The sequence below is a fragment of the Echinicola marina genome, from assembly GCF_020463795.1.
GTDB lineage: Bacteria > Bacteroidota > Bacteroidia > Cytophagales > Cyclobacteriaceae > Echinicola > Echinicola marina.
Window position 1 is genome coordinate 793035 of sequence record NZ_CP080025.1, and the last position, 25127, is coordinate 818161.

At 39.3% G+C, this 25127-nt stretch carries 30 protein-coding genes; 6 read left to right on the plus strand and 24 right to left on the minus strand.

Annotation, left to right across the window (positions count from 1 at the left end; translation table 11 throughout):
- Positions 1 to 7: 7 nt before the first annotated feature.
- The 9 genes from KZP23_RS03285 to KZP23_RS03325 form a co-directional block, all read right to left on the minus strand.
- Positions 8 to 1318 (minus strand): ABC transporter permease, encoded by a 1311-nt coding sequence (locus KZP23_RS03285; RefSeq protein WP_226334703.1) that lies wholly within the window; start codon positions 1316 to 1318, stop codon positions 8 to 10.
- Positions 1311 to 2216 carry an ABC transporter ATP-binding protein gene (locus KZP23_RS03290; protein ID WP_226334704.1) on the minus strand — a complete coding sequence of 302 codons (906 nt, stop codon included), beginning with the start codon at positions 2214 to 2216 and terminating at the stop codon, positions 1311 to 1313. The genes KZP23_RS03285 and KZP23_RS03290 overlap by 8 nt, the downstream gene beginning before the upstream one ends.
- Positions 2217 to 2286: 70 nt before the next feature.
- A complete protein-coding gene (locus KZP23_RS03295) occupies positions 2287 to 3096 on the minus strand; it encodes a hypothetical protein (protein ID WP_226334705.1) in 810 nt (269 codons plus the stop codon).
- A gap of 180 nt (positions 3097 to 3276) precedes the next feature.
- Positions 3277 to 4389: a molecular chaperone DnaJ gene (gene dnaJ / locus KZP23_RS03300; protein ID WP_226334706.1), complete on the minus strand. Its 1113-nt coding sequence runs from the start codon at positions 4387 to 4389 to the stop codon at positions 3277 to 3279.
- A 6-nt stretch (positions 4390 to 4395) separates the two neighbouring features.
- A complete protein-coding gene (locus KZP23_RS03305) occupies positions 4396 to 4974 on the minus strand; it encodes a nucleotide exchange factor GrpE (protein ID WP_226334707.1) in 579 nt (192 codons plus the stop codon).
- A gap of 108 nt (positions 4975 to 5082) precedes the next feature.
- Positions 5083 to 6075: a GTPase ObgE gene (gene obgE / locus KZP23_RS03310; protein ID WP_226334708.1), complete on the minus strand. Its 993-nt coding sequence runs from the start codon at positions 6073 to 6075 to the stop codon at positions 5083 to 5085.
- Positions 6076 to 6171: 96 nt separating this feature from the next.
- Entirely contained in the window at positions 6172 to 6744 is a 573-nt protein-coding gene (locus KZP23_RS03315) for an adenylate kinase (RefSeq protein ID WP_226334709.1), read from the minus strand.
- Between the two features lie 42 nt (positions 6745 to 6786).
- Entirely contained in the window at positions 6787 to 7314 is a 528-nt protein-coding gene (gene hpt, locus KZP23_RS03320; protein WP_226334710.1) for a hypoxanthine phosphoribosyltransferase, read from the minus strand.
- An 82-nt stretch (positions 7315 to 7396) separates the two neighbouring features.
- A complete protein-coding gene (locus KZP23_RS03325) occupies positions 7397 to 8314 on the minus strand; it encodes a M20/M25/M40 family metallo-hydrolase (protein ID WP_226334711.1) in 918 nt (305 codons plus the stop codon).
- Between the two features lie 170 nt (positions 8315 to 8484).
- On the opposite strand from KZP23_RS03325, the gene KZP23_RS03330 reads away from it, so the two are divergent.
- The 4 genes from KZP23_RS03330 to KZP23_RS03345 all read left to right on the plus strand — a co-directional run bounded on the left by KZP23_RS03330 (position 8485) and on the right by KZP23_RS03345 (position 11869).
- Entirely contained in the window at positions 8485 to 9759 is a 1275-nt protein-coding gene (locus tag KZP23_RS03330; RefSeq protein WP_226334712.1) for an OmpA family protein, read from the plus strand.
- Positions 9760 to 9829: 70 nt separating this feature from the next.
- Positions 9830 to 10474 (plus strand): uracil phosphoribosyltransferase, encoded by a 645-nt coding sequence (gene upp / locus KZP23_RS03335; RefSeq protein WP_226334713.1) that lies wholly within the window; start codon positions 9830 to 9832, stop codon positions 10472 to 10474.
- Between the two features lie 7 nt (positions 10475 to 10481).
- Positions 10482 to 11411 (plus strand): calcium/sodium antiporter, encoded by a 930-nt coding sequence (locus KZP23_RS03340; protein WP_226336473.1) that lies wholly within the window; start codon positions 10482 to 10484, stop codon positions 11409 to 11411.
- On the plus strand, positions 11411 to 11869 hold the full coding sequence (locus KZP23_RS03345) for a hypothetical protein (RefSeq protein ID WP_226334714.1): 459 nt from the start codon (positions 11411 to 11413) through the stop codon (positions 11867 to 11869). The genes KZP23_RS03340 and KZP23_RS03345 overlap by 1 nt, the downstream gene beginning before the upstream one ends.
- Here KZP23_RS03345 and sdaAA read toward each other — a convergent pair.
- The 5 genes from sdaAA to KZP23_RS03370 form a co-directional block, all read right to left on the minus strand.
- Complete coding sequence (sdaAA, locus tag KZP23_RS03350; RefSeq protein WP_226334715.1) at positions 11858 to 12766, minus strand: L-serine ammonia-lyase, iron-sulfur-dependent, subunit alpha; 909 nt, start codon at positions 12764 to 12766, stop codon at positions 11858 to 11860. The genes KZP23_RS03345 and sdaAA overlap by 12 nt on opposite strands.
- Positions 12767 to 12901: 135 nt before the next feature.
- Positions 12902 to 13861 (minus strand): FKBP-type peptidyl-prolyl cis-trans isomerase, encoded by a 960-nt coding sequence (locus KZP23_RS03355; protein WP_226334716.1) that lies wholly within the window; start codon positions 13859 to 13861, stop codon positions 12902 to 12904.
- A 16-nt stretch (positions 13862 to 13877) separates the two neighbouring features.
- Complete coding sequence (locus tag KZP23_RS03360; protein WP_226334717.1) at positions 13878 to 15236, minus strand: outer membrane beta-barrel protein; 1359 nt, start codon at positions 15234 to 15236, stop codon at positions 13878 to 13880.
- Complete coding sequence (locus tag KZP23_RS03365) at positions 15217 to 15765, minus strand: RNA polymerase sigma factor (RefSeq protein ID WP_226334718.1); 549 nt, start codon at positions 15763 to 15765, stop codon at positions 15217 to 15219. The genes KZP23_RS03360 and KZP23_RS03365 overlap by 20 nt, the downstream gene beginning before the upstream one ends.
- 85 nt (positions 15766 to 15850) lie before the next feature.
- Entirely contained in the window at positions 15851 to 16255 is a 405-nt protein-coding gene (locus KZP23_RS03370; protein WP_226334719.1) for an OsmC family protein, read from the minus strand.
- Positions 16256 to 16323: 68 nt separating this feature from the next.
- Here KZP23_RS03370 and KZP23_RS03375 point away from each other — a divergent pair, with 68 nt between their 5' ends.
- Complete coding sequence (locus KZP23_RS03375; RefSeq protein WP_226334720.1) at positions 16324 to 17055, plus strand: hypothetical protein; 732 nt, start codon at positions 16324 to 16326, stop codon at positions 17053 to 17055.
- Between the two features lie 59 nt (positions 17056 to 17114).
- Complete coding sequence (lipA, locus tag KZP23_RS03380) at positions 17115 to 17993, plus strand: lipoyl synthase (protein ID WP_226334721.1); 879 nt, start codon at positions 17115 to 17117, stop codon at positions 17991 to 17993.
- Between the two features lie 56 nt (positions 17994 to 18049).
- Here lipA and atpG read toward each other — a convergent pair whose 3' ends face one another.
- From atpG to KZP23_RS03430, 10 genes are all read right to left on the minus strand, one after another.
- Positions 18050 to 18922: an ATP synthase F1 subunit gamma gene (atpG, locus tag KZP23_RS03385; RefSeq protein WP_226334722.1), complete on the minus strand. Its 873-nt coding sequence runs from the start codon at positions 18920 to 18922 to the stop codon at positions 18050 to 18052.
- Positions 18923 to 18984: 62 nt separating this feature from the next.
- A complete protein-coding gene (atpA, locus tag KZP23_RS03390) occupies positions 18985 to 20562 on the minus strand; it encodes a F0F1 ATP synthase subunit alpha (protein WP_226334723.1) in 1578 nt (525 codons plus the stop codon).
- Positions 20563 to 20598: 36 nt separating this feature from the next.
- On the minus strand, positions 20599 to 21159 hold the full coding sequence (gene atpH / locus KZP23_RS03395; protein ID WP_226334724.1) for an ATP synthase F1 subunit delta: 561 nt from the start codon (positions 21157 to 21159) through the stop codon (positions 20599 to 20601).
- Positions 21160 to 21168: 9 nt separating this feature from the next.
- A complete protein-coding gene (locus KZP23_RS03400; protein WP_226334725.1) occupies positions 21169 to 21663 on the minus strand; it encodes a F0F1 ATP synthase subunit B in 495 nt (164 codons plus the stop codon).
- A gap of 81 nt (positions 21664 to 21744) precedes the next feature.
- Positions 21745 to 22002, minus strand: a complete 258-nt coding sequence (atpE, locus tag KZP23_RS03405) for an ATP synthase F0 subunit C (protein WP_186753890.1) — start codon at positions 22000 to 22002, stop codon at positions 21745 to 21747.
- Positions 22003 to 22035: 33 nt separating this feature from the next.
- Positions 22036 to 23058 (minus strand): F0F1 ATP synthase subunit A, encoded by a 1023-nt coding sequence (gene atpB / locus KZP23_RS03410; protein ID WP_226334726.1) that lies wholly within the window; start codon positions 23056 to 23058, stop codon positions 22036 to 22038.
- Positions 23059 to 23077: 19 nt separating this feature from the next.
- A complete protein-coding gene (locus tag KZP23_RS03415; RefSeq protein WP_226334727.1) occupies positions 23078 to 23461 on the minus strand; it encodes a hypothetical protein in 384 nt (127 codons plus the stop codon).
- A 53-nt stretch (positions 23462 to 23514) separates the two neighbouring features.
- Positions 23515 to 23718, minus strand: a complete 204-nt coding sequence (locus tag KZP23_RS03420) for an AtpZ/AtpI family protein (protein ID WP_226334728.1) — start codon at positions 23716 to 23718, stop codon at positions 23515 to 23517.
- The gene (locus KZP23_RS03425) at positions 23705 to 24160 is read right to left on the minus strand and encodes a bactofilin family protein (protein ID WP_226334729.1); all 456 of its coding nucleotides are present in this window, start codon (positions 24158 to 24160) and stop codon (positions 23705 to 23707) included. Before KZP23_RS03425 ends, KZP23_RS03420 begins: the two co-directional genes overlap by 14 nt.
- A gap of 2 nt (positions 24161 to 24162) precedes the next feature.
- Complete coding sequence (locus tag KZP23_RS03430) at positions 24163 to 25047, minus strand: M23 family metallopeptidase (protein WP_226334730.1); 885 nt, start codon at positions 25045 to 25047, stop codon at positions 24163 to 24165.
- Positions 25048 to 25127 lie beyond the last annotated feature (80 nt).

Sequence of the window (25127 nt, forward strand, 5' to 3'; positions counted from 1 at the left end):
TTTCCCACTAGTTATTTTGTATGATCCACTTCCAAAGGGTCCTATAATTCACCTTGGTTCCGTGCACCAATATCCCAATTCTATAGATTTTTCCTGCAATCCAAGTCGTGAAGAAAAAGCCTCCGATCAAAAACAACATTGAAAGAATCAATTCCATGGCTGGAATCCCAAAACTAGCCCTGCCCACCATCGCAATGGGCGAGGTAAATGGAATTACAGAAAGCCAAAAGGAAATATTACTGGACGGATCATCCAAAATAAACACAAACAGACCAAAATAACTGGCCATCAAGGGAATGGTCACTGGAAACATAAATTGCTGCGCATCCGAAGGGGAATCTACCGCTGCACCAATAGCGGCAAAAAAGGCCCCATAAAGCAGATAGCCCCCTAAAAAATAAAACAAGAAGGTAAATACCAATTGAAGAAAATCTATTCCTTGCAATACTTGGATTATTTTACTCATTTCACTCGATTGGCTCATGGCTTGGGCCATTTCCGGATTCGTCATTTCCATCATTTGCTGCTGGGGCATTTGCATCCCAAAATAGCCCATTACCACAGTGGAAACCACACTGATCAACACTATCCAAATCAAAAACTGTGTCAACCCAACAGCCCCTATACCAATGATCTTTCCCAGCATCAACTGAAAAGGCTTGATGGAAGACACTAAAATTTCAATAATTCTACTCGATTTTTCCTCTATCACCCCCTGCATAATCTGGGTCCCATATACAAATATAAAAGTGTAAATCAATATCCCCAGCACAAAGCCTAAGGCATAATTAACACCCGCATCAGCCACTTTCTCTTCACCCTTTTCCCCAAGCGTAATGGCGCTGATCGTAACATCGGTCTTTATAGACTTTATAAATCCTGGATCAATGCCAGAATCATAAAGTCGAATATCTTCAATTTTTCTTTTTAACTCCCGCTCTAAATGATCCACGAAACCCACACTCGTATTGCTTTCAGAATAAAACACAATCCCTTTTGGATCTTTTATATCTAGCTTTGGTATATATAAAAAGCCATACCTCCTCCCGTCTTGCACCATAGCCTTGGCTTCCTCTATAGGCAAACCCGAGTAGGAAAAGGCATATTGCCCGCTACTTTCCATAAAAAACTGCCCCCCTTCATCTACAACCTCTATGATTTTAAGGGCTTCCTCGCTCTCCTCGCTCAAGGAAATCCAAAGAAAGACTCCCAATATCGCAGGAAACACCAATGGCGTAATCAGTGTAGCTAACAAAAAAGATTTTTTCCTAACCCTTGCCAGATACTCCCTCTTGATAACCAAAAAAACCTTATTCATGCTCGTTTTCTTTTACCTTTTGAATAAAAATCTCTTCTATGGTAGGAATTACTTCCGAAAAACTCAACAACTCACCATAACTCATCAACTCGGAAACAAAAATATTATGATCATCATCCTTCATCTTTATCTTAAATTCATGATGTCCCTCATCAGTCAACTTAAAATCCCATATACCATCAGGCAAGCTTCCGTTTACCTTTCCGAGCATCACAGAAAAAGTATTGGACCTTGCATGGTTTTTCACTGCCTGAACAGCGCCATCCAGCACCTTATGTGACTTATTGATCATAGCGAGGTGATCACACAGTAGCTCCACCGATTCCATTCTGTGTGTCGACAGCATAACAGTGGTACCACTGTCTTTCATCTCTATGATTTCATTTTTGATAATCTCCGCATTCACAGGATCAAAACCCGAAAAGGGTTCATCTAATATCAATATTTCTGGCTCATGAATAACGGTGGCCACAAACTGCACCTTTTGGGCCATGCCCTTTGAGAGATCTTCGATTTTCTTGTCCTTCCAAGCCGCAATATCCAGTTTTTCCAACCAATGGCCCACTTTCTTCTTAGCATCAAAGGAAGAAAGTCCTTTCAGCTGTGCAAAATACAACAGCTGTTCAGCTACTTTCATTCGCTTGTACAGGCCCCTCTCTTCTGGAAGATAACCTATATGTTTGATGTGTTTTGGTGCTAAGCTTTCACCCTTCACCAATACTTCGCCCTTATCTGCTTCTATGATTTGATTTACAATCCGTATCAAGGAAGTTTTTCCCGCTCCATTTGGTCCTAATAAACCAAACACCTTCCCTTCGGGAATTTCCAAATCGATATTGGTAAGAGCGGCTTGTGATCCATAGCTTTTATAAAGCCCTTCAATTTTAAGAATACCCAAAACAGAAAATTTTTATCCTTGGTAATAATAAGAGAAAATACAACATTAGATTTATTCTTAAAACAATTACTTATTTAAGTGTAAGTGAACCAACAGAAACGTCTATCTCAAAAGTCATAATATTATCAGCATCTTCATGATAGCCTTTACTTGCAAAAGTCTCACTATCAATACTCGACAAATGGCTCGGCACACTTGTCCTGCACATGGCAGTAGAGTTTATCTTGACAATGTACGGGTAGCGGCTTGCAGGAAGTATTATATATACTGACCCTGCTCCAACTGTTGCAGAAACATTACATGGCTTAAGAATGTCAAAATCATCCTTAAAATTCAGGTCTATCTTACCATAATTAACATCAAAGATCATTTGATCTGCTTTGGCGCAAGCTATATTTACACCTTTCACAGTCCCCATATTGACCTTTACCATCAGGGTATCCATCTCAACACCATTACTGGCATCCTTAACATAGTTCAAATCCACATCTGCCGTGGCTGTCTTCACCTTGCATTTCTTTACCCTCAAGCCTGAAAGGTCCAAGTTGGCCTTCCCTATCCCAAAGTGAAAATCCATATCATAAGTATAATCCTCACTCAGCCCCACCTCCCAAGTATGATCAAAATCACCTGCACTATTGGCAAAAAGTTTTGAGGACAAGTCTTTACCAAAACCATCATTTTCAACATTATGATGGCTCAAACTGGCATGCAAAACCCTGTTCTCCAATTCATAATTAAATTCAGGAAGAATATTCACCTTTGCTAAATGGGTATGAATCAAAATCGGATCGGAAGAATACATCCGCTTTATCTGGGATACACCTTTATATGAAGAAAAATCCAAACGTACTAAATCTACCCCAGGCTGTTCTTCCACATTAAATTCCTTTATTATTTGGGCTTTAACAGCCCAACAATAGCAGGAAGAGAGGAACAGGAGTAAGCACAATTTATTCAACATACGAATAAATTACGGTTCACTATCTAAAAGGTTCTATTAATCACGAAAAAAGCCGGAAAAATCCCCGGCTTTTCAAATATCTATCTGACTGTCTGACTAAAAGAATTCCTTCATTTTGTCAAAAAAGGTCTTTTCAGACTTTCCTGGATCAGGAATAAAGTTCTCAGAAGCCCTTAGTGATTCTAATTTTTCACGCTCTTCCTTGGTCAATTGTTTCGGCGTCCAAACATTAACATGGATTAACTGATCCCCACGGCCATAGCCATTGAGGTCTTTTACACCTTTTCCTTTTAACCTCAATATCTTACCGCTTTGAGTACCTGGCTCCAACTTGATTTTCACCTTACCATCAATGGTCGGCACTTCAATCTGCGCTCCCAAAGCCGCATCAATAAAGCTGGCATAAAGATCAAAAACCACATTATTACCATCTCTTTGGAGAATTTCATCTTCGATCTCTTCAATAACAATAAGCAAATCCCCCGCTACACCTCCAGGTATTTCATTCCCTTTTCCAGAAAGGCTCAACTGCATACCATCAGCTACGCCACCTGGAATATTGATAGGAATAACTTCTTCTTTAAGTAATAAACCATTGGCATCCGCATTCTCAGGCTTTTTATCAATAATCTGTCCACTCCCTCCGCAGCTTGGACAAGCACTTGCTGAAACCATTTGGCCCAGCATGGTATTCACTACTTTCTTTACCTGTCCGGATCCTTGACATGTTGAGCAAGTTTTGAAACTTACCCCGTCAGCAACAACATGGCGTTTGACTTTGATTTTCTTTTCTACTCCGTGGGCCACCTCTTTCAGGTTAACCTTAAGCTTTACACGCAAGTTGGTCCCTTTTCTTACCCTTCGGCCACCTCTACTTCCGCCACCGAAAAAGGAATCGAATCCACCTCCACCTCCGAAGATGTCGCCAAATTGAGAGAAGATATCATCCATGTTCATACCTCCTCCACCAAAACCGCCATTACCGCTGACACCTTGGTGGCCAAAGCGGTCATATCGATCCTTCTTCTCTGGATTACTTAATACCTCATAGGCCTCCGCTGCTTCCTTAAACTTTTCCTCAGCAGTATGATCATCCGGATTCTTGTCAGGGTGATACTTGATGGCCATTTTCCTGTAAGCCTTCTTTATTTCACCCTCACTTGCATCTTTTGAAATTCCTAATACTTCGTAATAGTCTCTTTTTGCCATAACTAATTAAGATCCAATGACTACCTTGGCATACCTAACTACTTTTTCGCCAAGCATATAGCCTTTTTCCACCACATCGATTACTTTACCCTTAAGATCCTCAGATGGAGCCGGTATTTGGGTAATGGCTTCCTGCTTATCCGCATCAAAGTCTTTACCGATTACATCTTCCATTTGAGTCAAGCCCTTCGCCTCAAGTACTTTGGTCAACTTATGATAGATCAATAAACTTCCTTCCAGAACTTTTTGATTCCCAGTCTCGCTCTCTTCGGCTTTGATGGCTCTTTCAAAATCATCCACCACAGTAATCAAATCCTTCAAAACGTCCTCTGAGGCTGTTTTGATCAAATCCAACCTCTCTTTAGAAGTCCTTCTTCTGTAGTTTTCAAATTCTGAGTATAACCTCAGGTATTTATCTTTTAATTCTTGATTCTCTGCTTTCAACTTATCTTCTTCTGACAATTCTTCAGTAGCTGCTTTCTCGTCAGATACTTTCTCCTCTTGGCTTTCAGCACCATTTTCTTGCTTTAGTGCTTGATCTTCTGATTCCACTGGCTCTTCGGTCGCTGCTTTATCCTTATTCATACCTTATTTAACTATATTTTCTATTATCCTAAATGAAATACAAAATTAATTCACTCTAGTCTGCAACAACAATTAGTTTGCCACAATGGTTTTCCTGACAAACTGGCATTAAGCAATTATTGCACTGTAAATTAGGTCTTTGAGTTTTTCTAGATTATGCTGGCTTACAGACGAAATAAACAAATATGGCACATCTTCCGGCACATCTGATTTCATCTCCTCCATCAACTCCTCATCCAACATATCAGATTTAGAAATAGCCAAAATTCTCCTTTTGTCCAGTAATTCAGGATTATATTCCTTTAATTCATTCAACAACACATGATACTGTTCCTTGATACTATCTGCATCCGAAGGAATCAAAAACAGAAGGATGGAGTTTCGTTCAATATGTCTTAAAAACCGCAGTCCCAACCCCCTTCCTTCAGCCGCGCCTTCTATTATCCCCGGGATATCCGCCATCACAAAAGACCTGTCATCTCTATAGCTTACCACTCCAAGATTGGGGACCAAGGTAGTAAACGGATAATCGCCTATTTCGGGCTTAGCAGCTGAGATACTTGACAGTAATGTGGATTTACCAGCATTGGGAAAACCAACAAGACCAACATCTGCCAATAGCTTTAGCTCAAGGATAATCCATTCTTCTATCCCTTCTTCTCCAGGCTGGGCATAGTGGGGAGCCTGATTAGTGGAAGTCTTAAAATGATCATTTCCTAAGCCACCTCGTCCACCCTTGGTCAATATCACCTCTTGACCATCCTCTGTGATCTCAAAGCGAACTTCTTTGGTTTCAGCATCTTTGGCAACAGTACCCAGTGGAACTTCCAGAATAATATCACCGCCGTCTTTCCCTTTCCTTCTTCCTCCTTCACCTCCTTTACCATTTTGGGCAATCACGTGCTTCTTATATTTAAGGTGTAAAAGAGTCCATAACTGGGCATTCCCCCTCAAAATTATGTGCCCACCTCTACCTCCATCACCTCCATCAGGACCTCCTTTGGGCACATGTTTCTCACGCCTAAAATGGGCAGAACCAGCCCCTCCTGCACCCGAACGGGAACAAAACTTCACATAATCAATAAAATTAGAATCTGCCACGGCTATATTTATTATTTCATCCCTAAACAAAATTGGCTAAGAAAAATTCTTAGCCAACCATTAAATCTTCTGCAAAGATACTATTTATTTCCTAGATTAATACTTATCTATTTCTGCACAAATTTTCTCGAAGATGACTTCTATCCCTCCCACTCCATGAATAGTGGATAGTTTACCCTGCTTTTCATAATAATCCGCCACAGGAAGGGTTTCATCTTTGTACACCTTGATCCTGGTATTGATCTTTTCCTCATCCTGATCGTCCACACGACCTGAAGTTTTACCTCTATGTCGAATTCTTTCTTTCAGCTCTTCCTCAGGAACATCCAAGGCGATCATTCCAGAAATAGCCTCTCCTTTATCTTCCAATAATTTGTCCAATGCCTCTGCCTGGGCTACAGTCCTCGGAAAACCATCCAAGATAAACCCATTTGCATTTTCAGTAGTTTTGAACTTATCATCCACCATCCCAATCACTACTTCATCAGGAACCAATCTTCCTTCGTCCATATATTTCTGAGCGAGCTTACCCAACTCGGTACCTTCACCAAGGTGCTTTCTAAACAAATCTCCAGTAGAAATATGAACAAGGTTGTACTTGGAGATTAACTTTTCACTTTGTGTCCCTTTGCCTGCACCAGGAGGTCCAAATAAAACTATATTTAGCATAATATGAATATTGTTTGTGCTGTGATCCCCATGCTATTTGGGTCACTTAAGTTGATATATTTCTTTTAAATTCCTACCGAAACCATCATAATCCAACCCATAACCTACCACAAATTTGTCAGGGATCTCAAACCCTACATAATCAAGCATGACTGGCTTTTTCAAAGCAGCTGGCTTAAAGAGCAAACTCACAACTGAAATACTTGCAGGCCCTTTTTCGGAAATCGTTTCTAACAAATGCGTCATACTAACTCCCGTATCTACGATATCCTCCACCACAATCACTTCCCTGCCTTTAATCTCCTCAGACACCCCTATCAATTCCCTTACCTTCCCAGTGGAATTCATGGCCTGATATGATGAAATTTTAATAAAGGACATTTGTAGTGGGATATCCACCTTCTTCATCAAATCCGAGACAAACATAAAAGCCCCATTCAACACCCCCAACACCAATGGGTTTCTCCCCCTGTAATCCTTGGATATGTCTTTGGCTATACAATTAATCCTTTCATCCAACTCTTCAGCAGAGATAAACGGGGTGAATTCTTTATCCTTTACCTTCATCATTAATAATAAAAAAGCCCTAAAACTAGGGCGATACAAATATAGAAAATTTTAGCCTCACCTTCCTAATTTGGAAGCCAAAGACTTAAAGGTGAGTCATTAGGTATTTGTAGAGATCTATCATTGCTGCCAAATCTTTAAGAGACACCTTTTCATATGGGGTATGAACATTATCCTCAGGAGCCCCTATAAAACACCAGTCTACAGGATACGGACTCATTTGAATTTCCCTTCCATCACTTCCCCCGGCCCCTTCCACCTCTATTTGAAAGGGAACGCCACTTCTCTGCGCCAGTGCAACGATCTTGTCTGTAAAGACCTTCCTTGGAATAAATTTATCCCTTAACGAAATCGCAACGCCCTCATGATGCTTTACACCCTCGGTCACCCAAGTTATATCGGATATCAACGCTTGTCGTACCTCCCACTTTTCATAAATATATTTGATCAAAAAGGGAACACTCCCCCCTCCATGTTCTTCATAAGTGGAAAAAACAATCACGCCATTTTCCAGATCCTCACAAATTTTGAGTGCATTGTACACCCCGAGCCTATTATCCAAATATGCTGCTTGAATAAATTCTTCATTTAAAACAACATTTTGTTTAAAAGACAAATTGGTACCTGGAATAATCCCACGTTTAAAGTCATGTATCAAAAAGTCATCAACAATTTTTACCTTGCATTCTATTGGGCCTAAAGCATCCTCACCCACCAATTCATCACCATCATTTACATCTGGTCCACCTATCGCAACCAACTGATTATCATACCTTGATGTAAAACCAATGGTATCAATATGCGCAAATACGGCTGTCCTAGGCGATCCAAACTTGAGTATAATATTATCTTGAAATATTCCACCATGATAGACTTCTGGCTGAACTTTCCACTCAGCTTTTCGTTCAAGTACATAATCAACAATAAATGCAGAAAGCTCATATTCGTCTCCTGACACACCTCTTTTTTGGAGGATTTCGAGTAAAATATCCAATGTTGGCATAGTTTATGAGTAAATTATTTTGCAAATTTCAGACTTAATAGCTAAAAACAAATAGTCAAAAGTTTATAGTTATTGAATAAAAAATATACATTTGCATTACAGTTAATAGTTACTAAGTTTGGATTTAAATTAATTAAACACTTAATTTTGGAAAAAATTTTTTTTTAATCATGAAAAAATTATTACTATCAACATTAATGGCTGGTGCCTTAGCAGTTGGAGCTAATGCACAGAATGACTTCAACAAGTGGTCAATCGACGTTAATGGTGGGTTTAATAAACCAATGGCTCCAATTACGCCAGGTTATTATTCTCCATCTTTGAATCTTGGACATGCTGACCTTGGCGTTAGATACATGTTCAATGAGAAATTTGGTGCTAAACTTGATTACGGATTTGGTAAGTATCAAGAAGCTGACGGGACTCCCGAATTTGAGACCAATTACTACAGAGTGAACCTTCAAGGTGTTGCTAACCTTGGTAGAATCATGAACTTTGAGACTTTCTCAAGAAGCATTGGTTTATTGGGTCATTTTGGAGCTGGTTTCGGAAGAGTGACTCCTCAATCTAATACTTGGGCCGATTTTGAGGATAATGTTTATAACTTTATCACAGGATTGACAGCACAAGTAAAACTTGGTAACAGAGTAGCACTTAATGGTGACATCAGTACCGTTATTGCTGGTCGTCAAGATGTAGCTTTTGATGGAGCTTCTTCTATCAATGCCGGAACTGAGAATGGTTACTATGGTGCCAATGCAGTTTCTTGGACTGGTACACTTGGTCTTTCTTTCTACCTTGGTGGTCACAGCACTCATGCTGACTGGTACATCAGAGATGACAAGTATGCTACCAAAGACGAATTGGAAAGCCAAATCGGAGAGATCAAAGACATGTTGAAAGACTCTGACGGTGATGGTGTACCTGATTACCTAGACAAAGAGCCTAACACTCCTGCTGGAGCAAGAGTTGATTCTCACGGTAGAACTTTAGACTCTGATGGTGACGGTATTCCTGATCATTCTGACGAATGTGCTTTCGTTCCTGGTCCTGCATCTAACAACGGTTGCCCTGTAGAAGATGTTGAAGAAGAAGACTTCTTCAAGAAAGCTATCAACGAAGGTTATGTAAATGTTTACTATGCTTTCGATAGTGCTAAACCACTTGGTTATTCTTCATCTTCAGTTAACTATGTAGCTAATTTCTTGAAGAGAAACCCTGGCGTTAACGTAGAAGTTAAAGGTTATGCTGATGAAATTGGACCAGAAGATTACAACATCAAATTGTCTGAAAGAAGAGCTAAAGCCGTTTACGATCTATTAATCGCTGCCGGTATCGACGCTTCTAGAATTTCTTACAAAGGATACGGTGAAGATACTAGCGTAGACAAGCAATCTAAAGATGCTCGTCAGTTGGCTAGAAGAGCTTCATTCGAAGTTCAATAAGCTTCAAAACACATAAATTTAAAAACCGACCTTTACAGGTCGGTTTTTTTTTGCTTAACTTTGTCCTACCATGTTTATACTGAACAATTACGATTCCATAGCGCATCAATTTTTAGAGGGACTTAGAGATATAACTGTCCAAAAGGATAGACTAAAATTCCGTAGCAATCTTGAGAGACTTGGCCAAATATTAGCTTATGAGATTTCCAAGAGTTTAAACTATGAGCAACACACCATTAGGACGCCTTTGGCTGAAACCATAAGTAAAAAGCTGCAATCCCAACCTGTACTGATTTCTATCCTTAGAGCCGCCATGCCTTTTTATAATGGTTTCCTTAACTATTTTGATGAGGCTGACAGTGGCTTTATTGGCGCATATAGAAGAGAAGATGCTGGAGATGAGGTGAGCATTGAATTTAACTATCTCGCCGTACCATCTTTAGAGGAAAAAGAGGTAATCATAATCGATCCTATGTTAGCCACTGGGAAATCCTTAATCACTACAATTAATCATTTGCAAAGACATGGAAAACCTAAAAAATTCCATATTGCAGCAGCCATTGCAGCTCCAGAAGGTATAGAATACATCAATAAAAACCTCAATCAGCCCTTTGAACTTTGGATAGGAGCTTTGGATGAAAAGCTCAATGACAAAGCTTATATCGTCCCGGGACTTGGTGACGCTGGTGACCTCAGTTTCGGACCTAAATTATAGTATAATAGTGATCTACTTTTTATTGATTATCGGATTTGTCATATTATTGACAGGAGGACAAATACTAGTAAACGGAGCTTCGGCCATTGCTGCCAAACTAGGGCTTAGCCCAAGCCTCATCGGCATGACCATAGTGGCCTTTGGCACCTCTGCTCCTGAGCTCTTAGTAAGTATTACAGCTGCTTTAAAAGGCACCAATGATATTGCTATTGGAAATGTGGTTGGTTCCAATATTTCTAATATCACATTGGTACTCGGAACCACCGCGATCATATATCCTATTTTATTAAAATCCAATACACTAAAATGGGATTTTAGTTTTACTTTAATCTCCGCCATACTTTTCTATCTACTCTCACTCAATAATATCGTCAGCACTATTGAGGGAATTATTCTTTTTGGTTTATTAATTCTTGTCAATTGGTTTCTCTTCAAAAAGGTAGATCATGATTTAGAGGAATTTGGTAATGACGATGCTGAAGAAATTAAAAAAGAACCCCTATTCAAAGCCGTTATTTGGGTTCTAGCAGGTATTGTAGGCTTATATTATGGCTCTGAATTACTGGTCAATAATTCCATTACCTTAGCAAAGGAATACGGAATCAGCGAACGGATAATTGGAGTAACCATCATTGCAATTGGCACAAGCCTACCGGAACTTGCGACTTCAGTTTTGGCAGCCATAAAAAAAGAAACAGATATAGCACTTGGTAATATTTTAGGCAGTAATTTGCAGAACATTCTATCCATAATAGGTGTTACTTCTATTATAAAGCCCATTGAAGTAAGTGAGCTTTTTCTAAAAAGTGATTTCCTTTGGATGATAGGATTCACCCTTCTGCTTTTTCCTTTGATGCGATCAGGATATAAAATAAGTCGAGGAGAAGGTGTCTTGTTACTGGGAGCTTATGCTGTCTATTTAATATTTCTACTATAATGATTGAGTACATTTTACAGTTTTTGGCCATATATATTGTCTGCCTGTTTAAGTTTATAGGCGGACCGGTACTAGGTACCGCCGCCAATTACACCGTACTGGAAATTGTATTTGTAACTGTCTCAGGAATGATGACCAGTGTATTGGTATTTACATTTTTGGGAGAATGGATCAAGGAAAAATGGGCAACTAAGTCTCAAAAAAAAAGCAAGAAATTTTCCTCCAAAAATCGGAAAATCATTCAAATTTGGCAGAAATTTGGAGCGTGGGGCGTTGCTGCAATCACCCCACTAATTCTCACTCCAATTGGCGGTACTATAGTTATGACATCCTTTGGTGTAAAGAGGAGAAGGATCTTTTCTTATATGCTCGTCAGTGCCATTTGTTGGTCCTTATTCTTTGGCTTGACCATTAATCGACTTATGGCCATTCCGTTTTTAAATAATTTAATCGGATGATTCATCATCAGGTAATATTTCAATATCATTGATCAGCACCTTCTTGGCCACACTTTTACCTGTAAGGGTTGCGGCCAAGCCTCCCAAAGCCGTTTCTTTATATTTATTTTCCATGCTAGCTCCCACTTCACCCATTGCCTCTACACATTCATCTACAGGGATAACCCCACTCACATTCGCCAAAGCAATTTGAGCAGAGCTATTGGCGATCGCTGCCGCACTGGCATTCCTTACTACGCATGGTACTTCCACCAAACCTGCTACAGGATCACAAACCAGACCCAAGGTACATTGAATGGTAATCGCTACTGCGTTAAACACCTGATCAATATCACCACCTAAACAATAAACCATTGCTCCTGAAGCCATAGCTGCGGCTGAACCTGTTTCAGCTTGACAACCTCCAACAGCTCCAGCAAGACTAGCATTTTGTTCTATCACTAAGGCAATTCCAGCACCTACCAGAAGCCCCTCCAAAATTTTCTTATCCTCCAGCTGATGGATTTCCTGAAGCGTATATAAAGTTCCTGGCAATATGCCTGAAGCCCCGGCAGTAGGCGCTGCTACCACCCTGCCCATACAACTATTGACTTCTTTAGCCGCAAGGGCCCTTGAGACCAACTTTTGAAACTCAGGGGACAATACTGCCAAAGGGTGATTATATACTTTCTTCGCACCATCATTGATCATCCCTGACCTGGATTTCATTTCATCTTTTAACCCAGTATTGACAGCCTCCTTCATTACCGAAAATGCATTCTGTAAACCAGACCAAATTTCTTCCTCTGACTTATCACCTTGGTCCATTTCGTACTCTAAGACCGGCTCAAACAACTTCTGTTTTCTATCTTCACAATAGACCTTCCATCCTTTAAAATTCTCAAATAAATAACTCATTCTACTCGGGTTTATATTTAGAACAAATTTGGTAATTGAAGCGCATAAAACAAACAAGTCAGACCTTTATACGATAATAAAAAAAGCCTTTTGGAATGATCCCAAAAGGCTTTGACAACTATACTGAATAATAGTTTAATTGATTGCAGTCACTTTCGCCTTAAATAATACCGGTTCAAATGGTTTAACTATACTAGTCAAATAGCCTAGCTCAAAGTATTCATCTCTAATTTCCAATGGAATAACTTGAGCTGTGCCTTCATATGCTTGACTTGACGGCGCAATAACCTCTACTTCTGCATCCTTATGTAAATCATTGAGTCCGATATTTAAGAAGCCCATATTATCAGTGTGCCCTAAAGTTGTGCTTATTGGATTGCTTTCCACTTTTGAGAAGGGATCCTCTTCGCCCAATTGAAAAAGTTCATAGGTAAATGAAACATCATTTCCATTCTTGCTTTTATCCGTGGAAACATCACCTTCCTCTACCACCTTTACGTAAACACCACTCTCTTTCATTGCAAAACCCTCTAGTTCATTTTCAGCAATATAAGCATTGATCATATCATCCTCCATTGCATCTACTTCTTGCTTAGGATAAATTTTAACGAAAGTAACCTTAATGACCATATTGGTATGGGCTTGGAATAATTGACCATAACCAAAGTCCCCAAAAGCATTATAGGATGGCACATAAAGAGTCAAGGTTTCCCCAACATTGGACAAGCCTACTGCCAAATTAATGGCAAGCGGTGCCAATGTTTGTCTTTCGATATCATATTGAAAAAGAATAGGATCTCCATCTTCCTCTGTATGTGCCCCTATAAAAGAACCATCCAAGCTTTCCATTTCATAATAGATACCTATAATATCTCCATCGTTGAGCCTAGCACCATCCTCGTTCTCCACATCTTTTTTATAGTAATAGCCTGCTGTGGTCTCTGTAGCCTCAATACCATTCGCAGCAATGTATTCTGAAAGAATTAGATCGTCTCTCTTCTTATTTTTTTCAAATTCTGTCTCTTTCTCTTGCAAGCAAGAAAACATCATTGCACTCATCACGAGAACTGAAGCAGTAGTTAAAAATCTTTTCATTGTTGGTTAGTTTAATTTATTTTTTGAATTGAAAATTCATTCTCAGGTTCACTCCACCTATGGAAAACTGCTGATTGGTGAAAGTCAAACTTCCCAATGGAAGTTTATAGAACGGTTCAATAGAAAGAAAGGTACCATTCGTTAAATTATATTCATACCCAAAGGACAGATTAAGCATTTTGCCCAAATCCACATTTGAATCACCAGAGATTGGACTGTAATTTTCCGTGTACTCTTGCACCGTACTGGCAAACTGAAGATCGCCAACGGCATTGCTGGTGAATTTGGAGTCAACTGAAAATGTCTCTCGCCCTTTCTGGTCCAGATATACCATACTGGAAAGCCCGGTGATGAGGTACATATTAGTATTCTTTTTGTCCAATACCTTATACTTCAAATTAATGGGAATATCCAAACCTGAATAGCTCAGTGTATATTCTGACCCTATATAGTTATTGGTAAAAGAATTGGCATCTGCAGCCATAGAGGCTCTCATCGTCATAGCTTCAGGAAGCTCAGCACTGCTATTGGCCTCTATACTTTGACGAGCATAAGTCACCCCGACATCAATTTTGAGCTTATCATTTAAGGAAAATTCAGAAATAATTCCCCCACCAAACTGCATACCTGATATTTGGTTGGAAGCCGATTGTGGTCCTCCTATAACCCCCAATCTAAATAGATTTTGATCCTTATCCTGTTTAATTATTGTCTCAGCATTAGACTTCTCCTCTTCCTCTCCATTTTTCCATTGCTCTACCCAAGCCTGTGCCTTTTCCTCCTCCATCTCGTCTGAAGGAGCGGTACTGGTTATTGCCAACATCGCATTGGCATCCGAAACAGCATATCCAGGAGTCAGGCCATTTTTTGGAAAATCAAATTTGTCAGAGAATAAGTCAGAAGAAATGATGTTATCCCTATTATTTTTGCTAACATTCTGCACTTCTTGATAGATTGTTCTATCTGCATTGCTAGAAACCGATTCCGAAAGCTTACTTTCAGAACTTGATGGCTTAGTTGATGATAAAGAAGGCTGCTTAGACTCTATATCTAAAACCGATTCATCATCCATCTCAGTAGGAACTTCATCTATATTTCTTGGGGCTAAGCCCTGCACAATAGCAGGTTCCTCCCTTAACGCTGTCATACCTTCATCGATTTCCTTCTGAAAAGGCAAGAAGAAGAAAAGCAACAACAAAGAAGCTGCAATTCCTGACACCCAAAAAGGCCAATAAGCTATTCGTCTGCCTTTCTTAGGATTATTAAAGTAGGCATGAGAAAATTTTTCCCACTCTCGTGGGTCAAAGGCCTCCTCATCATCTTGGAAGGAGTTCCTTATCTTCTCCACAAGTCGCTTATCGAATTGCTCCTTCATCTTTTATTTTATTTAACTCAATTATCTTATTTCTCAATCTTTGTTTTGCCCTAGCCAAATAGGTCCTACTTGTACTCGCCGGAATATCAAGCGTATCACCAATCTCATTATGGGAATAGCCCTCTATTTCGTACATATTAAATATCACCCTCATCACTTCGGGTAATTCCCGTAATGCCATTAATATGTCCTCCCTCGACAATTCATCGATGATATTGGGATCGTAGCTTTCTGCACTGGCCTTTTCAATGTCCATTGCAGCATAATGCTTCAGATTTTTCCGGTAACTATCTATGGCCGTATTAATGACGATTCTTCTAAACCAAGCTTTGAATGAACTGGTATCAGAATATTGGTCCAACCGGTCAAAAGCCTTCATAAAACTATCATTGACAATTTCACAAGCCTCCTCCCTGGAATTCGAATACCTCAAACCTATACTCATAGCATAGCCATAGAAATGCTTATAGAGCGTTTCCAAAGCTTTGGGTCTACCCAGTTTGGCTTCCTCAATTAATTGTTGATCCAAATGAATGGCTTTTTATGCTATGCTTACTAATAAGACGGAGAGACAAAAAAAAATGCTACATCCAATAACAAAAAAAATGTATTTGTTAGAAATTAAAATTCACTGTTTGCTTTACATCCTCTGATAAACTAAGGGCCACCGGACAGGTCCTTGCAGCATTTTTCAGCTTTTGTAAAATTTTGTTATCTCCATTAGGCTGTTCCCAATGAAAATCTATGATGATTTCTTTTATTTTTCTAGGTTGATCATTCATGATCTTTGTCACTTCCCAACTTAACCCATCAAGGCTCACCTTCTCCCTATTTGCCACAATTCCCATAATCGTAACCATACAGCTTCCAAGTGCAGCAGCCACTAGATCCGTTGGAGAAAAAAACTCCCCTTTACCATTATTATCGACAGGAGCATCTGTAATAATATGCTTCCCTGACCGTACATGTTCTGCCTCCGTCCGGATATTTCCGAGATAGGTGCTTTTAATAGTAGCCATAAACCTTTATTTTTATTTATAGTTTGTTAACTTAAACACCAAAATTAGCGTTAAATTTCTTAGGAAATATGGCAAAAGAAACAAAATATCTTTTAACATTACTATTATGGGCCTGTCCCCTTTTCTTAATGGCTCAAAGCCGGGAAGCGGGTGATTATGACTATGATAAAGAAATATTATTTGGGGTCAATAAAAACACTAACGGGGGCCTTATTGGCGGTCTTTACCTCAAAATTGGCTCCAGAATAAATGAAGAAAACTTTCAGTTTTTTTCTTTAGAGTTGGCCAACGTCAAAAATCCCAGGGAGAGCAGATACACCACAGGTCTAGGAAATAGTTTTATATATGGAAAATCAAACTACCTCTACAGCATAAGACCACAATACGGCAGGGAATTGATACTCTTCAAAAAAGCACCCCAAAAAGGCGTTCAAATATCCGTTCTATCTGCTATAGGGCCTACTCTTGGAATCATTGCCCCTTACTATATAGAATATTCTACCGTAAGGACAGAAGTATCCAGGGCCCAATACGATCCTGAAATTCACCAAACACTAAATTACTTCTTGGGACCAGGAAGATTATTTGAAGGCATAGGAGAGTCGGAATTAGCCATCGGTGCCAATGCAAAAGCGGCTTTATCATTTGAATTTGGTGTATTTAAATCAAATGTCACTGGTGTGGAACTAGGCTATCAATTAGAAGGTTTTACTAAAGAAATAGAACTCATGCCCACTGTAGAGAACCGCCAGGTTTTCCAATCAGTATATTTTACTTTGTTCTATGGTTTCAGGAAATAGAGTACAAATTGGTTTTGAATGTGTAAAACCTTAATTTCGCGTTAAGTTAAGATAGAGAGATGATTGAACTACCCGTAATTTCAGAAGAGTCCAAAAAACGCAAAAAGCCAGATTGGTTAAGAGTTAAGTTGCCTGTCGGTAAGGAATATGCGAGTGTTAGAAAACTCGTAGATGAACATAAATTACATACTATCTGTGAAAGTGGTAATTGTCCCAATATGGGTGAATGTTGGGGAGCCGGTACAGCTACCTTTATGATCCTGGGCAATGTATGTACTAGATCTTGTTCTTTCTGCGCTGTAGCAACAGGACGTCCACCTGAATATGATCAAGATGAACCTAGAAGGGTTGCTGAAGCCATTCATTTGATGAAGGTAAAGCATGCTGTCATTACCTCAGTAAACCGTGATGAACTAAAAGACCGAGGTGCTGAAATATGGTATCAAACGGTAGTAGAAACTAAAAAGCTTTCCCCAGAAACTACCATTGAAACCTTAATCCCTGATGTCAAATCCAACTGGGATGCTTTGTACAGGATGATCGACGGCGGACAGGAAGTAGTTTCTCATAATATGGAGACTGTGGAAAGCCTTTACCGTAGGGTAAGACCTCAGGCAAAATATTACAGATCCCTTGAACAAATAAAACTTACCAAAGAATATGGCAAGAGAACCAAAACAGGTATCATGTTGGGATTAGGAGAAACTAAAGAAGAAGTTTACAAAGCCATGGATGACCTTGCTGAACACGGCTGTGACATCCTCACCTTGGGTCAATATCTTCAGCCAACTAAAATGCACATCGAAGTTGCTGAATTTATTCATCCTGACCTGTTTGATCATTACCGCGAAGAAGGACTTAAAAGAGGCCTCAAATATGTGGAATCTGGACCTTTGGTAAGGTCATCCTACCATGCAGAAAGACACGTTAATGTATAAAACAAAAAACTCTCCATTTTCATGGAGAGTTTTTTTATGCTTTACTTTCTATTTTATTAATTGCCTCCCAATGCTTCAGCACCAGCAACAATTTCAAGTATTTCATTTGTAATAGCTGCTTGACGAGTTCTATTGTACATCAATTTTAACTCCTTCAGCAATTCACCTGCATTTTCTGTTGCTTTATCCATTGCCGTCATTCTAGCGCCGTGTTCAGAAGCGTTGCTTTCCAAAACAGCTTTATAGAATTGTATCTTCAATGAAGTTGGAACCAAGTCCTGAATAATATACTCTCTGGATGGTTCCATGATATAATCCACATTAGTGGTAGAAGTTTCTTCAGAAGCTTCTTGCTCCATAGGAAGGAACTGTTCGTTTCTAACCACTTGGGTAGCCACATTTTTGAATTCATTATAAACCAAAACCACCTTATCATAGGTTCCAGCTGTAAATCCTTCCATTGCATGCTCAGCAGCCTCTCTCACCGCATCAAAAGAAACATCAGCAAATACATTGGCATAATCATCTACCAATTGATAATCCTGCTTTTTGAAAATATCCAACGCCTTTTTCCCTAAAGGAAGCACTGTGATATTTTTTCCTGCAAACTCAGTATTGATGGCAGCCATACTGGCTTTGATGATATTAGTATTGAAAGCACCACAAAGGCCTTTATCAGAAGTTACAGGAACGATAAGTACATTATTTACCTCGCGCTTTTCAGCATATACTAAATCGCTACTACCCTCATTTCCAGAAGAAACATTATTTAGAATGGCAGTTAATTTCTGAGAATAAGGACGCATTTGGGTAATTTTATCCTGAGCTCTCCTAAGCTTTGCTGCAGCCACCATTTTCATAGCTTTGGTGATTTGCTGAGTAGAAACTACGGAGTTGATCCTTTCTTTTACTTCCTTTAAGTTAGCCATATTTACTAATAGAGAATATAGGATTCCACTCCCCTAACTAAATAGGGAAGTGGATATATAAATTATTTTGCGTACTTAGGTGTAAGTTCTTTTGCTGCTTTTTCCAACAACTTACCAGCGGTATCCAAATCACCCTTTTTCAAAGCTGTCAATGAATCTTGATACTGGCTTGTCAATAGGTTATAGAATTCTTTTTCAAATTCTCTAGCTCTTTCAACTGGAACCGCATCCATCAAACCTTTTGTAGAAGCATAGATAATGGCAGCTTGAAGTTCAACCCTTACTGGAGAGTACTGATTTTGCTTCAAGATCTCCTGGTTTCTACGACCTCTTTCAATAGTTCTCTTGGTAGTAGCATCAAGGTCAGAGCCAAACTTAGCAAATGCTTCCAGTTCACGGAACTGGGCCTGGTCAAGCTTAAGCGTACCAGAAACTTTCTTCATTGACTTGATCTGAGCATTACCTCCTACCCTTGATACGGAAATACCAACGTTAATAGCAGGACGGATACCAGCATTAAACAAGTTAGTTTCCAAGAAAATCTGACCATCAGTAATTGAAATCACATTGGTAGGGATATAAGCAGAAACATCACCTGCTTGAGTTTCAATAATTGGAAGGGCAGTCAAAGATCCTCCGCCTTTTACCAATGGTTTGATAGACTCAGGAAGATCATTCATTTCTCTAGCAATTGCATCAGAAGAGTTCACTTTTGCTGCTCTCTCCAACAATCTTGAGTGAAGGTAGAATACATCACCAGGATATGCTTCACGTCCTGGAGGTCTTCTAAGAAGTAGAGATACTTCACGGTAAGCTACGGCTTGCTTAGAAAGGTCATCATAAACCACCAAAGCAGGGCGTCCAGTATCTCTGAAGAACTCACCTATAGCAGCACCAGTAAATGGCGCAAAGAACTGCATAGGAGCTGGATCAGCCGCAGAAGCAGAAACTACTACTGTATATGGAAGGGCTCCTCCTTTTTCCAAAGCTGCCACCACACCTGCTACTGTAGAAGCCTTCTGACCGATGGCTACATAAATACAGAAAACAGGCTCTCCCTTATCATAAAATTCTTTTTGGTTAAGAATGGTATCGATAGCCACAGCAGTTTTACCTGTCTGACGGTCACCGATAATCAATTCCCTCTGTCCACGTCCAATTGGAATCATGGCATCGATAGACTTGATACCTGTCTGAAGAGGCTCATTTACCGGCTGACGATAGATTACACCAGGAGCTTTACGTTCCAATGGCATATCGTATAGATCTCCTTCTAAAGGTCCTTTACCATCGATTGGCTGACCAAGGGTATCTACTACTCTACCCAACATGCCTTCACCTACTTTGATAGAGGCAATTTGTTTGGTTCTCTTTACAGTATCACCTTCTTTAACTCCTTTTGAGTCGCCGAAAAGTACTGCACCAACATTGTCTTCTTCTAGGTTAAGTACCATTGCTTTAAGTCCATTATCAAACTCAAGCAACTCACCAGATTGGGCTTTTGATAGTCCGTAAATTCTGGCTACACCATCACCAACTTGTAGGACGGTACCTACTTCTTCCAGTTCAGCTTCAGTTTTAGCGCCAGAGAGTTGTTCTCTCAATATCGCCGAAACTTCATCAGGTCTTACTTCTGCCATTCTTGAATATAGTTATATAGTTTCTGCTATGTTATTTTAAAATTGTTTTTCGAAATGATTATTCGAAAACTCTAAACGAAGGGCTTTAAGCTTACTGGCCATGGTTTCATCTAATTGACGATCATTGACTTTCAACACAAATCCCCCAATAATATCTTTATCGATCTTTTCTACCAATTCCACCTTGCTTCTTCCGGAAATTTCTTTGACAGCTTCTTCGAATTTCTTTCTCATAGCATCATCTATTTTGAAAGTGGTTGTCAGATCTGCTACTTGAATATCCATATGATTATTATATTGTTCATGGAATTCGCTTGCTATCTCTGGCAATATATTTTCTCGGTTCTTCTTAGACAAGATAGTATAAAAAGACAAGGTAAGCTCTTGGGATGATTTAGAAAACAATTCCTTAATCACTTTAAGCTTTGTTTCTGATTTATGAATTGGACTTTTCAACAAAAGCCCAAATTCCCTGCTAGACGCAACCAAAGAAAGGAACTCTTGCATGTCTTGGTGTACTTCTTCCAGTACTCCCTTTTCTACTGCCAATTCTATCAAAGACTTAGCATATCGAGAAGCGACTCTTTTTGCTGACATTTGCTTTGGTTAATTTAACTTAAGATCTTTTACAAACTCTTCTACCAACTCCTTCTGTTCTTTTTCAGTATCTAGATTTTTACGCAACAATTTCTCGGTTACGTCCAAAGCCAATGAAGCCACTTGGTTTTTCACTTCAGACAAAGCCGCTTTTTTCTCTGTTTCAATTACCGCTTTCGCATCTTCAATCATCTTTGCACCCGCAGCTGAAGCCTCTTCTTTTGCCTGCTCGATAAGTTTGGCAGAAGTCTCATTGGCAGATTTCAAAATCTGATCTCTCTCAAGTCTTGCTTCCTGAAGCAACTTTTCATTTTCAGCTTTAAGGTTAGCCATTTCATTTCTAGCATTCTCAGCTGCCTTAAGCGCTCCCTCGATGGCACTTTCACGCTCTTCCAGAGCAGAAAGAATTGGTTTCCAAGCAAATTTACCTAGGATAATTAACAAAATCCCAAAACCAATAATTTGCCAAATGATTAATCCAGAACCAGGAATTATAAGATCCATCTCTATTAAATTTTAATTTGTTTTGTCCAAATTTTAAAAGGAGGGGACAAACCTAACATTTGCCCCCAATCTTTGTACTTCTTAGAATGTGATGTTCTCGTTAAGAGCAATAAGTAGACAAACTACTACCGCAAATAGGGAAACCACTTCAATAAGGGCTGCAATAATCAACATGGCAGTTTGGATTTTACCAGCTGCTTCAGGTTGTCTTGCAATACCTTCCATAGCCTGACCACCGATTCTACCGATACCAAGACCTGCGCCTATCGCTACAATTCCAGCACCGATACCAGCACCCAAAAGGGCGATGCCAGCAGTCAATAATAATGAAGTTAACATACGTGTTATTATTTATAAATTGAACAAAGAAATTTAATGATCATGATGTTCTGCTACCGCTGAACCAATGTACATCGCAGAGAACAAAGTAAATACATAGGCCTGAATAGTGGCCACCAACAATTCGATCAAATTGATGAACACTACCATCACAGTACTCGCTACACCTACTGCATAAGATTCAAAAACGAAGATCAAACCGATGAAACTAAGGATTACAATATGACCCGCAGTGATCGCAACAAAAAGTCGGACCATCAAGGCAAACGGCTTAGTAAACAAACCGATAATTTCTACTGGGACAATTACTATAAGAAGCGGCAAAGGCACCCCAGGTGTGGCCACTACGTGCTTCCAGTAATCTTTGTTTCCATTAAGGTTGGTAGCAAAAAAGGTGAATACCGCTAAGGTCATTGTCACCGCAATATTACCTGTCAGGTTAGCTGCTCCAGGCACCAAACCAAGCAAATTACCTATCCAGATAAAGAAAAATATGGTCAATAAATAAGGAGTAAATTTCTTGTATTTCGGCCCGATGTTTGGCTTGGCCACTTCATCTCTTACAAATAAAACCAAAGGCTCAATAAAGGAAGCAACTCCCTTTGGCGCTCCGTTTGGATTCTTTTTGTAGTTACTAACCGCAGAAAACACCAAGAAAAACACAACTACAAGAACTATTATTAGCATCGCCACGTTCTTAGTAATCGATAGATCAATATAAGATCTATTTTCATCTACAGCATGTAGCTTATCGTGTTCATTGATATAATAACCATTGTGTTCAACCCCGAACTTATGCGTTTCGTGATCTTGAAAATCCGAAGAGGAATAAAACTCAAGCCCACGATCAGCTGAATAAATAATCACAGGCAAAGGCAAAGTCACATGGGTATGGCCCATTGTAGCAAAATGCCATTCATGCGAATCCTTAATATGGTGCATGATGAAACCTGTCTTATTTTCTCCGCCTTCCTCAGAAGAGGCAAAAGTCGCAGTTGAAACTACCAGTAAAAACACTGATAACAAGGTGCTTATGCACAGAAACTTACGAAACATCAACTAATTTATTATAGACCTACTTAGAATGAGGGCGCAAGTTAGTTATTAAGCTGTATATATCAAACAACAAATACAACAAATAGATCACAAAGAAGTCAGCAAAAAACAAAATCTTAGCATCTAACTTGGTAAAAAGCACAATAGCAATAAAAATTAAACTGGCCAAAAACCTCAGAATAGTAGCCCCCAGGGTTATCGCTACAGAATTTTCTTCTGATTGTTTTAGCAAGAATTGAATCAACTGCCCACTCAACAACATCAGCACAAAATAAAAAATAATAATCTGCCAAACCCGGGGATGAATCAGGCTGGGCAAGAAATATTGTAGCATTAAGGTCAAAACTACAATAAATAGGGTCAGCACCACCAATGATCCTATATGCGACTTAATAAACCTCATTTCTATTAATTTTTATTGGCCGCAAAAATAAAACAATATTTTGGGTTTCCGCTCTAATCCTGTTTCATGGATTTAAATAAACTGTAAAAAGCAATGGAGATGGACACAAAACAAAAAAGAAGAAGCCAAACAGGGAATTTCATTTGGCTTCGCTCTTGCACCTTTAGACCTACCCAGGTTCCCAATCCAATGATGGCGCACATCTGAAAGGCAAGGCCAATATACTTTACATATCCAGGGTAATTATCCTGCGACAACTTCTTTCCCTTTTCTTGTCCCTACTTTTTCCTCTTTGACGACACCATTCTTTAATCCCCCACTTACAGGATCTCCGGCTTCCATTTCATTCATCTTACAAAGTCCATTGAAGACCGCTCCGTTTTCTATGATCAGCTTTTTGGTGTATATATCACCATCAATCACAGCTGTTTTCTTCAAAAACAAGATTTCATTACATTTTACGGTACCAATTATTCGGCCTGCGATCTCCGCTTCTTTGGTCTCTATATTTCCTTCCAGAAGTGCCGATTCACCAATAACAATTTTAGTTTTGGAATTCAGCGTCCCTTCTACCGTGCCCTCAATTCTAATATTACCGGAAGTAATAATATCCCCCTTTATCGTGGTTTCTTTGGCAATTACATTACTGGAGTTTACCATCTCCGCTACTGATTTTTTTTCTTCTGCTTTAGTAAACATTTTTAATCGAAGGTTATAAATTCTTGTGGATTTAAAGGATTCCCCTTATACCATAGTTCAAAATGCAAATGCTGTCCTGTAGTTTGTTCACCTGTATTCCCCACTACAGAAATGACCTCCCCGCCGCTTACTGGCTCTCCTACTGACTTCAATAATACCGAATTATGCTTATATATCGAAATCAATTCGTTCGAATGCTGTATCCCGATAACATAACCAGTCTCCAAAGTCCAACTAGCAATGATCACCGTTCCGTCTGCAACAGATTTAACTGGCTCGTTTTCTTCTGACACCAAATCCACTCCAAAGTGGTCCTTGGCCAGATCAAAGCTACTGGTCACCACTCCTGTAAGCGGTGAAAAAAAATAAGTCTCCGTAAAAGAGCTGCTTGAAATTCGCTCAAAGCTCCCCTCTCCTGGAGGCATGGTCTCAAATTCGTCAATCACCTTTTGGGAAGCTTCGCCCTTTTTAAACAACTCTTCCTCCTTTGGGGCGCTGAAAGCCGTACTATTTTGATTTATTGAATCATCCACTGCAACGATAGATGAATCTGCTATATTTTCACCTGCTATAATCTGCTGAATATTTTTTATATACTTGTCTTTTGCTTCAGCCTCCACCATCAATGAATCAACAGTCTGTGAAAGTGCAAAAATCCTTTTCATATTTTCCGATTCTTGATATGCTGGATCAAACCAACTCGCTAAAATCGTTTTGGACATGATCAAGGAAATCAAGAAAAAACACAATAAGGTAAAAACTAGGATAAAACCGAGTTTAATCTTATTGATACTTAAAGAAGTGATCACCGAAAAGTCCTCTTCCCTTCTGATTACGAAGAGGTACTTATTATCAATCCATTTTCTAATCTTCTGTTGTAGGCTCAAGTGTTTGTTATTTTCCCAATATATTAAGTTACAAAAATATAATATTAAACCGTAGCGTTTACATTATTGATTCAAAAGCA

Excerpts from the sequence above, each read along its gene's own strand:
- upp (WP_226334713.1), top strand. The coding sequence starts at position 9,830 with ATGTTTATACTGAACAATTACGATTCCATAGCGCATCAATTTTTAGAG.
- KZP23_RS03305 (WP_226334707.1), bottom strand. The coding sequence starts at position 4,974 with ATGAATAAGGATAAAGCAGCGACCGAAGAGCCAGTGGAATCAGAAGAT.
- KZP23_RS03360 (WP_226334717.1), bottom strand. The coding sequence starts at position 15,236 with ATGAAGGAGCAATTCGATAAGCGACTTGTGGAGAAGATAAGGAACTCC.
- KZP23_RS03330 (WP_226334712.1), top strand. The coding sequence starts at position 8,485 with ATGAAAAAATTATTACTATCAACATTAATGGCTGGTGCCTTAGCAGTT.
- KZP23_RS03325 (WP_226334711.1), bottom strand. The coding sequence starts at position 8,314 with ATGCCAACATTGGATATTTTACTCGAAATCCTCCAAAAAAGAGGTGTG.
- atpH (WP_226334724.1), bottom strand. The coding sequence starts at position 21,159 with ATGTCAGCAAAAAGAGTCGCTTCTCGATATGCTAAGTCTTTGATAGAA.
- KZP23_RS03355 (WP_226334716.1), bottom strand. The coding sequence starts at position 13,861 with ATGAAAAGATTTTTAACTACTGCTTCAGTTCTCGTGATGAGTGCAATG.
- KZP23_RS03345 (WP_226334714.1), top strand. The coding sequence starts at position 11,411 with ATGATTGAGTACATTTTACAGTTTTTGGCCATATATATTGTCTGCCTG.
- atpA (WP_226334723.1), bottom strand. The coding sequence starts at position 20,562 with ATGGCAGAAGTAAGACCTGATGAAGTTTCGGCGATATTGAGAGAACAA.
- KZP23_RS03285 (WP_226334703.1), bottom strand. The coding sequence starts at position 1,318 with ATGAATAAGGTTTTTTTGGTTATCAAGAGGGAGTATCTGGCAAGGGTT.
- KZP23_RS03400 (WP_226334725.1), bottom strand. The coding sequence starts at position 21,663 with ATGGATCTTATAATTCCTGGTTCTGGATTAATCATTTGGCAAATTATT.
- KZP23_RS03375 (WP_226334720.1), top strand. The coding sequence starts at position 16,324 with ATGGCAAAAGAAACAAAATATCTTTTAACATTACTATTATGGGCCTGT.
- lipA (WP_226334721.1), top strand. The coding sequence starts at position 17,115 with ATGATTGAACTACCCGTAATTTCAGAAGAGTCCAAAAAACGCAAAAAG.
- hpt (WP_226334710.1), bottom strand. The coding sequence starts at position 7,314 with ATGATGAAGGTAAAGGATAAAGAATTCACCCCGTTTATCTCTGCTGAA.
- dnaJ (WP_226334706.1), bottom strand. The coding sequence starts at position 4,389 with ATGGCAAAAAGAGACTATTACGAAGTATTAGGAATTTCAAAAGATGCA.
- KZP23_RS03415 (WP_226334727.1), bottom strand. The coding sequence starts at position 23,461 with ATGAGGTTTATTAAGTCGCATATAGGATCATTGGTGGTGCTGACCCTA.
- KZP23_RS03370 (WP_226334719.1), bottom strand. The coding sequence starts at position 16,255 with ATGGCTACTATTAAAAGCACCTATCTCGGAAATATCCGGACGGAGGCA.
- atpG (WP_226334722.1), bottom strand. The coding sequence starts at position 18,922 with ATGGCTAACTTAAAGGAAGTAAAAGAAAGGATCAACTCCGTAGTTTCT.
- atpB (WP_226334726.1), bottom strand. The coding sequence starts at position 23,058 with ATGTTTCGTAAGTTTCTGTGCATAAGCACCTTGTTATCAGTGTTTTTA.
- KZP23_RS03315 (WP_226334709.1), bottom strand. The coding sequence starts at position 6,744 with ATGCTAAATATAGTTTTATTTGGACCTCCTGGTGCAGGCAAAGGGACA.
- atpE (WP_186753890.1), bottom strand. The coding sequence starts at position 22,002 with ATGTTAACTTCATTATTATTGACTGCTGGCATCGCCCTTTTGGGTGCT.
- sdaAA (WP_226334715.1), bottom strand. The coding sequence starts at position 12,766 with ATGAGTTATTTATTTGAGAATTTTAAAGGATGGAAGGTCTATTGTGAA.
- KZP23_RS03425 (WP_226334729.1), bottom strand. The coding sequence starts at position 24,160 with ATGTTTACTAAAGCAGAAGAAAAAAAATCAGTAGCGGAGATGGTAAAC.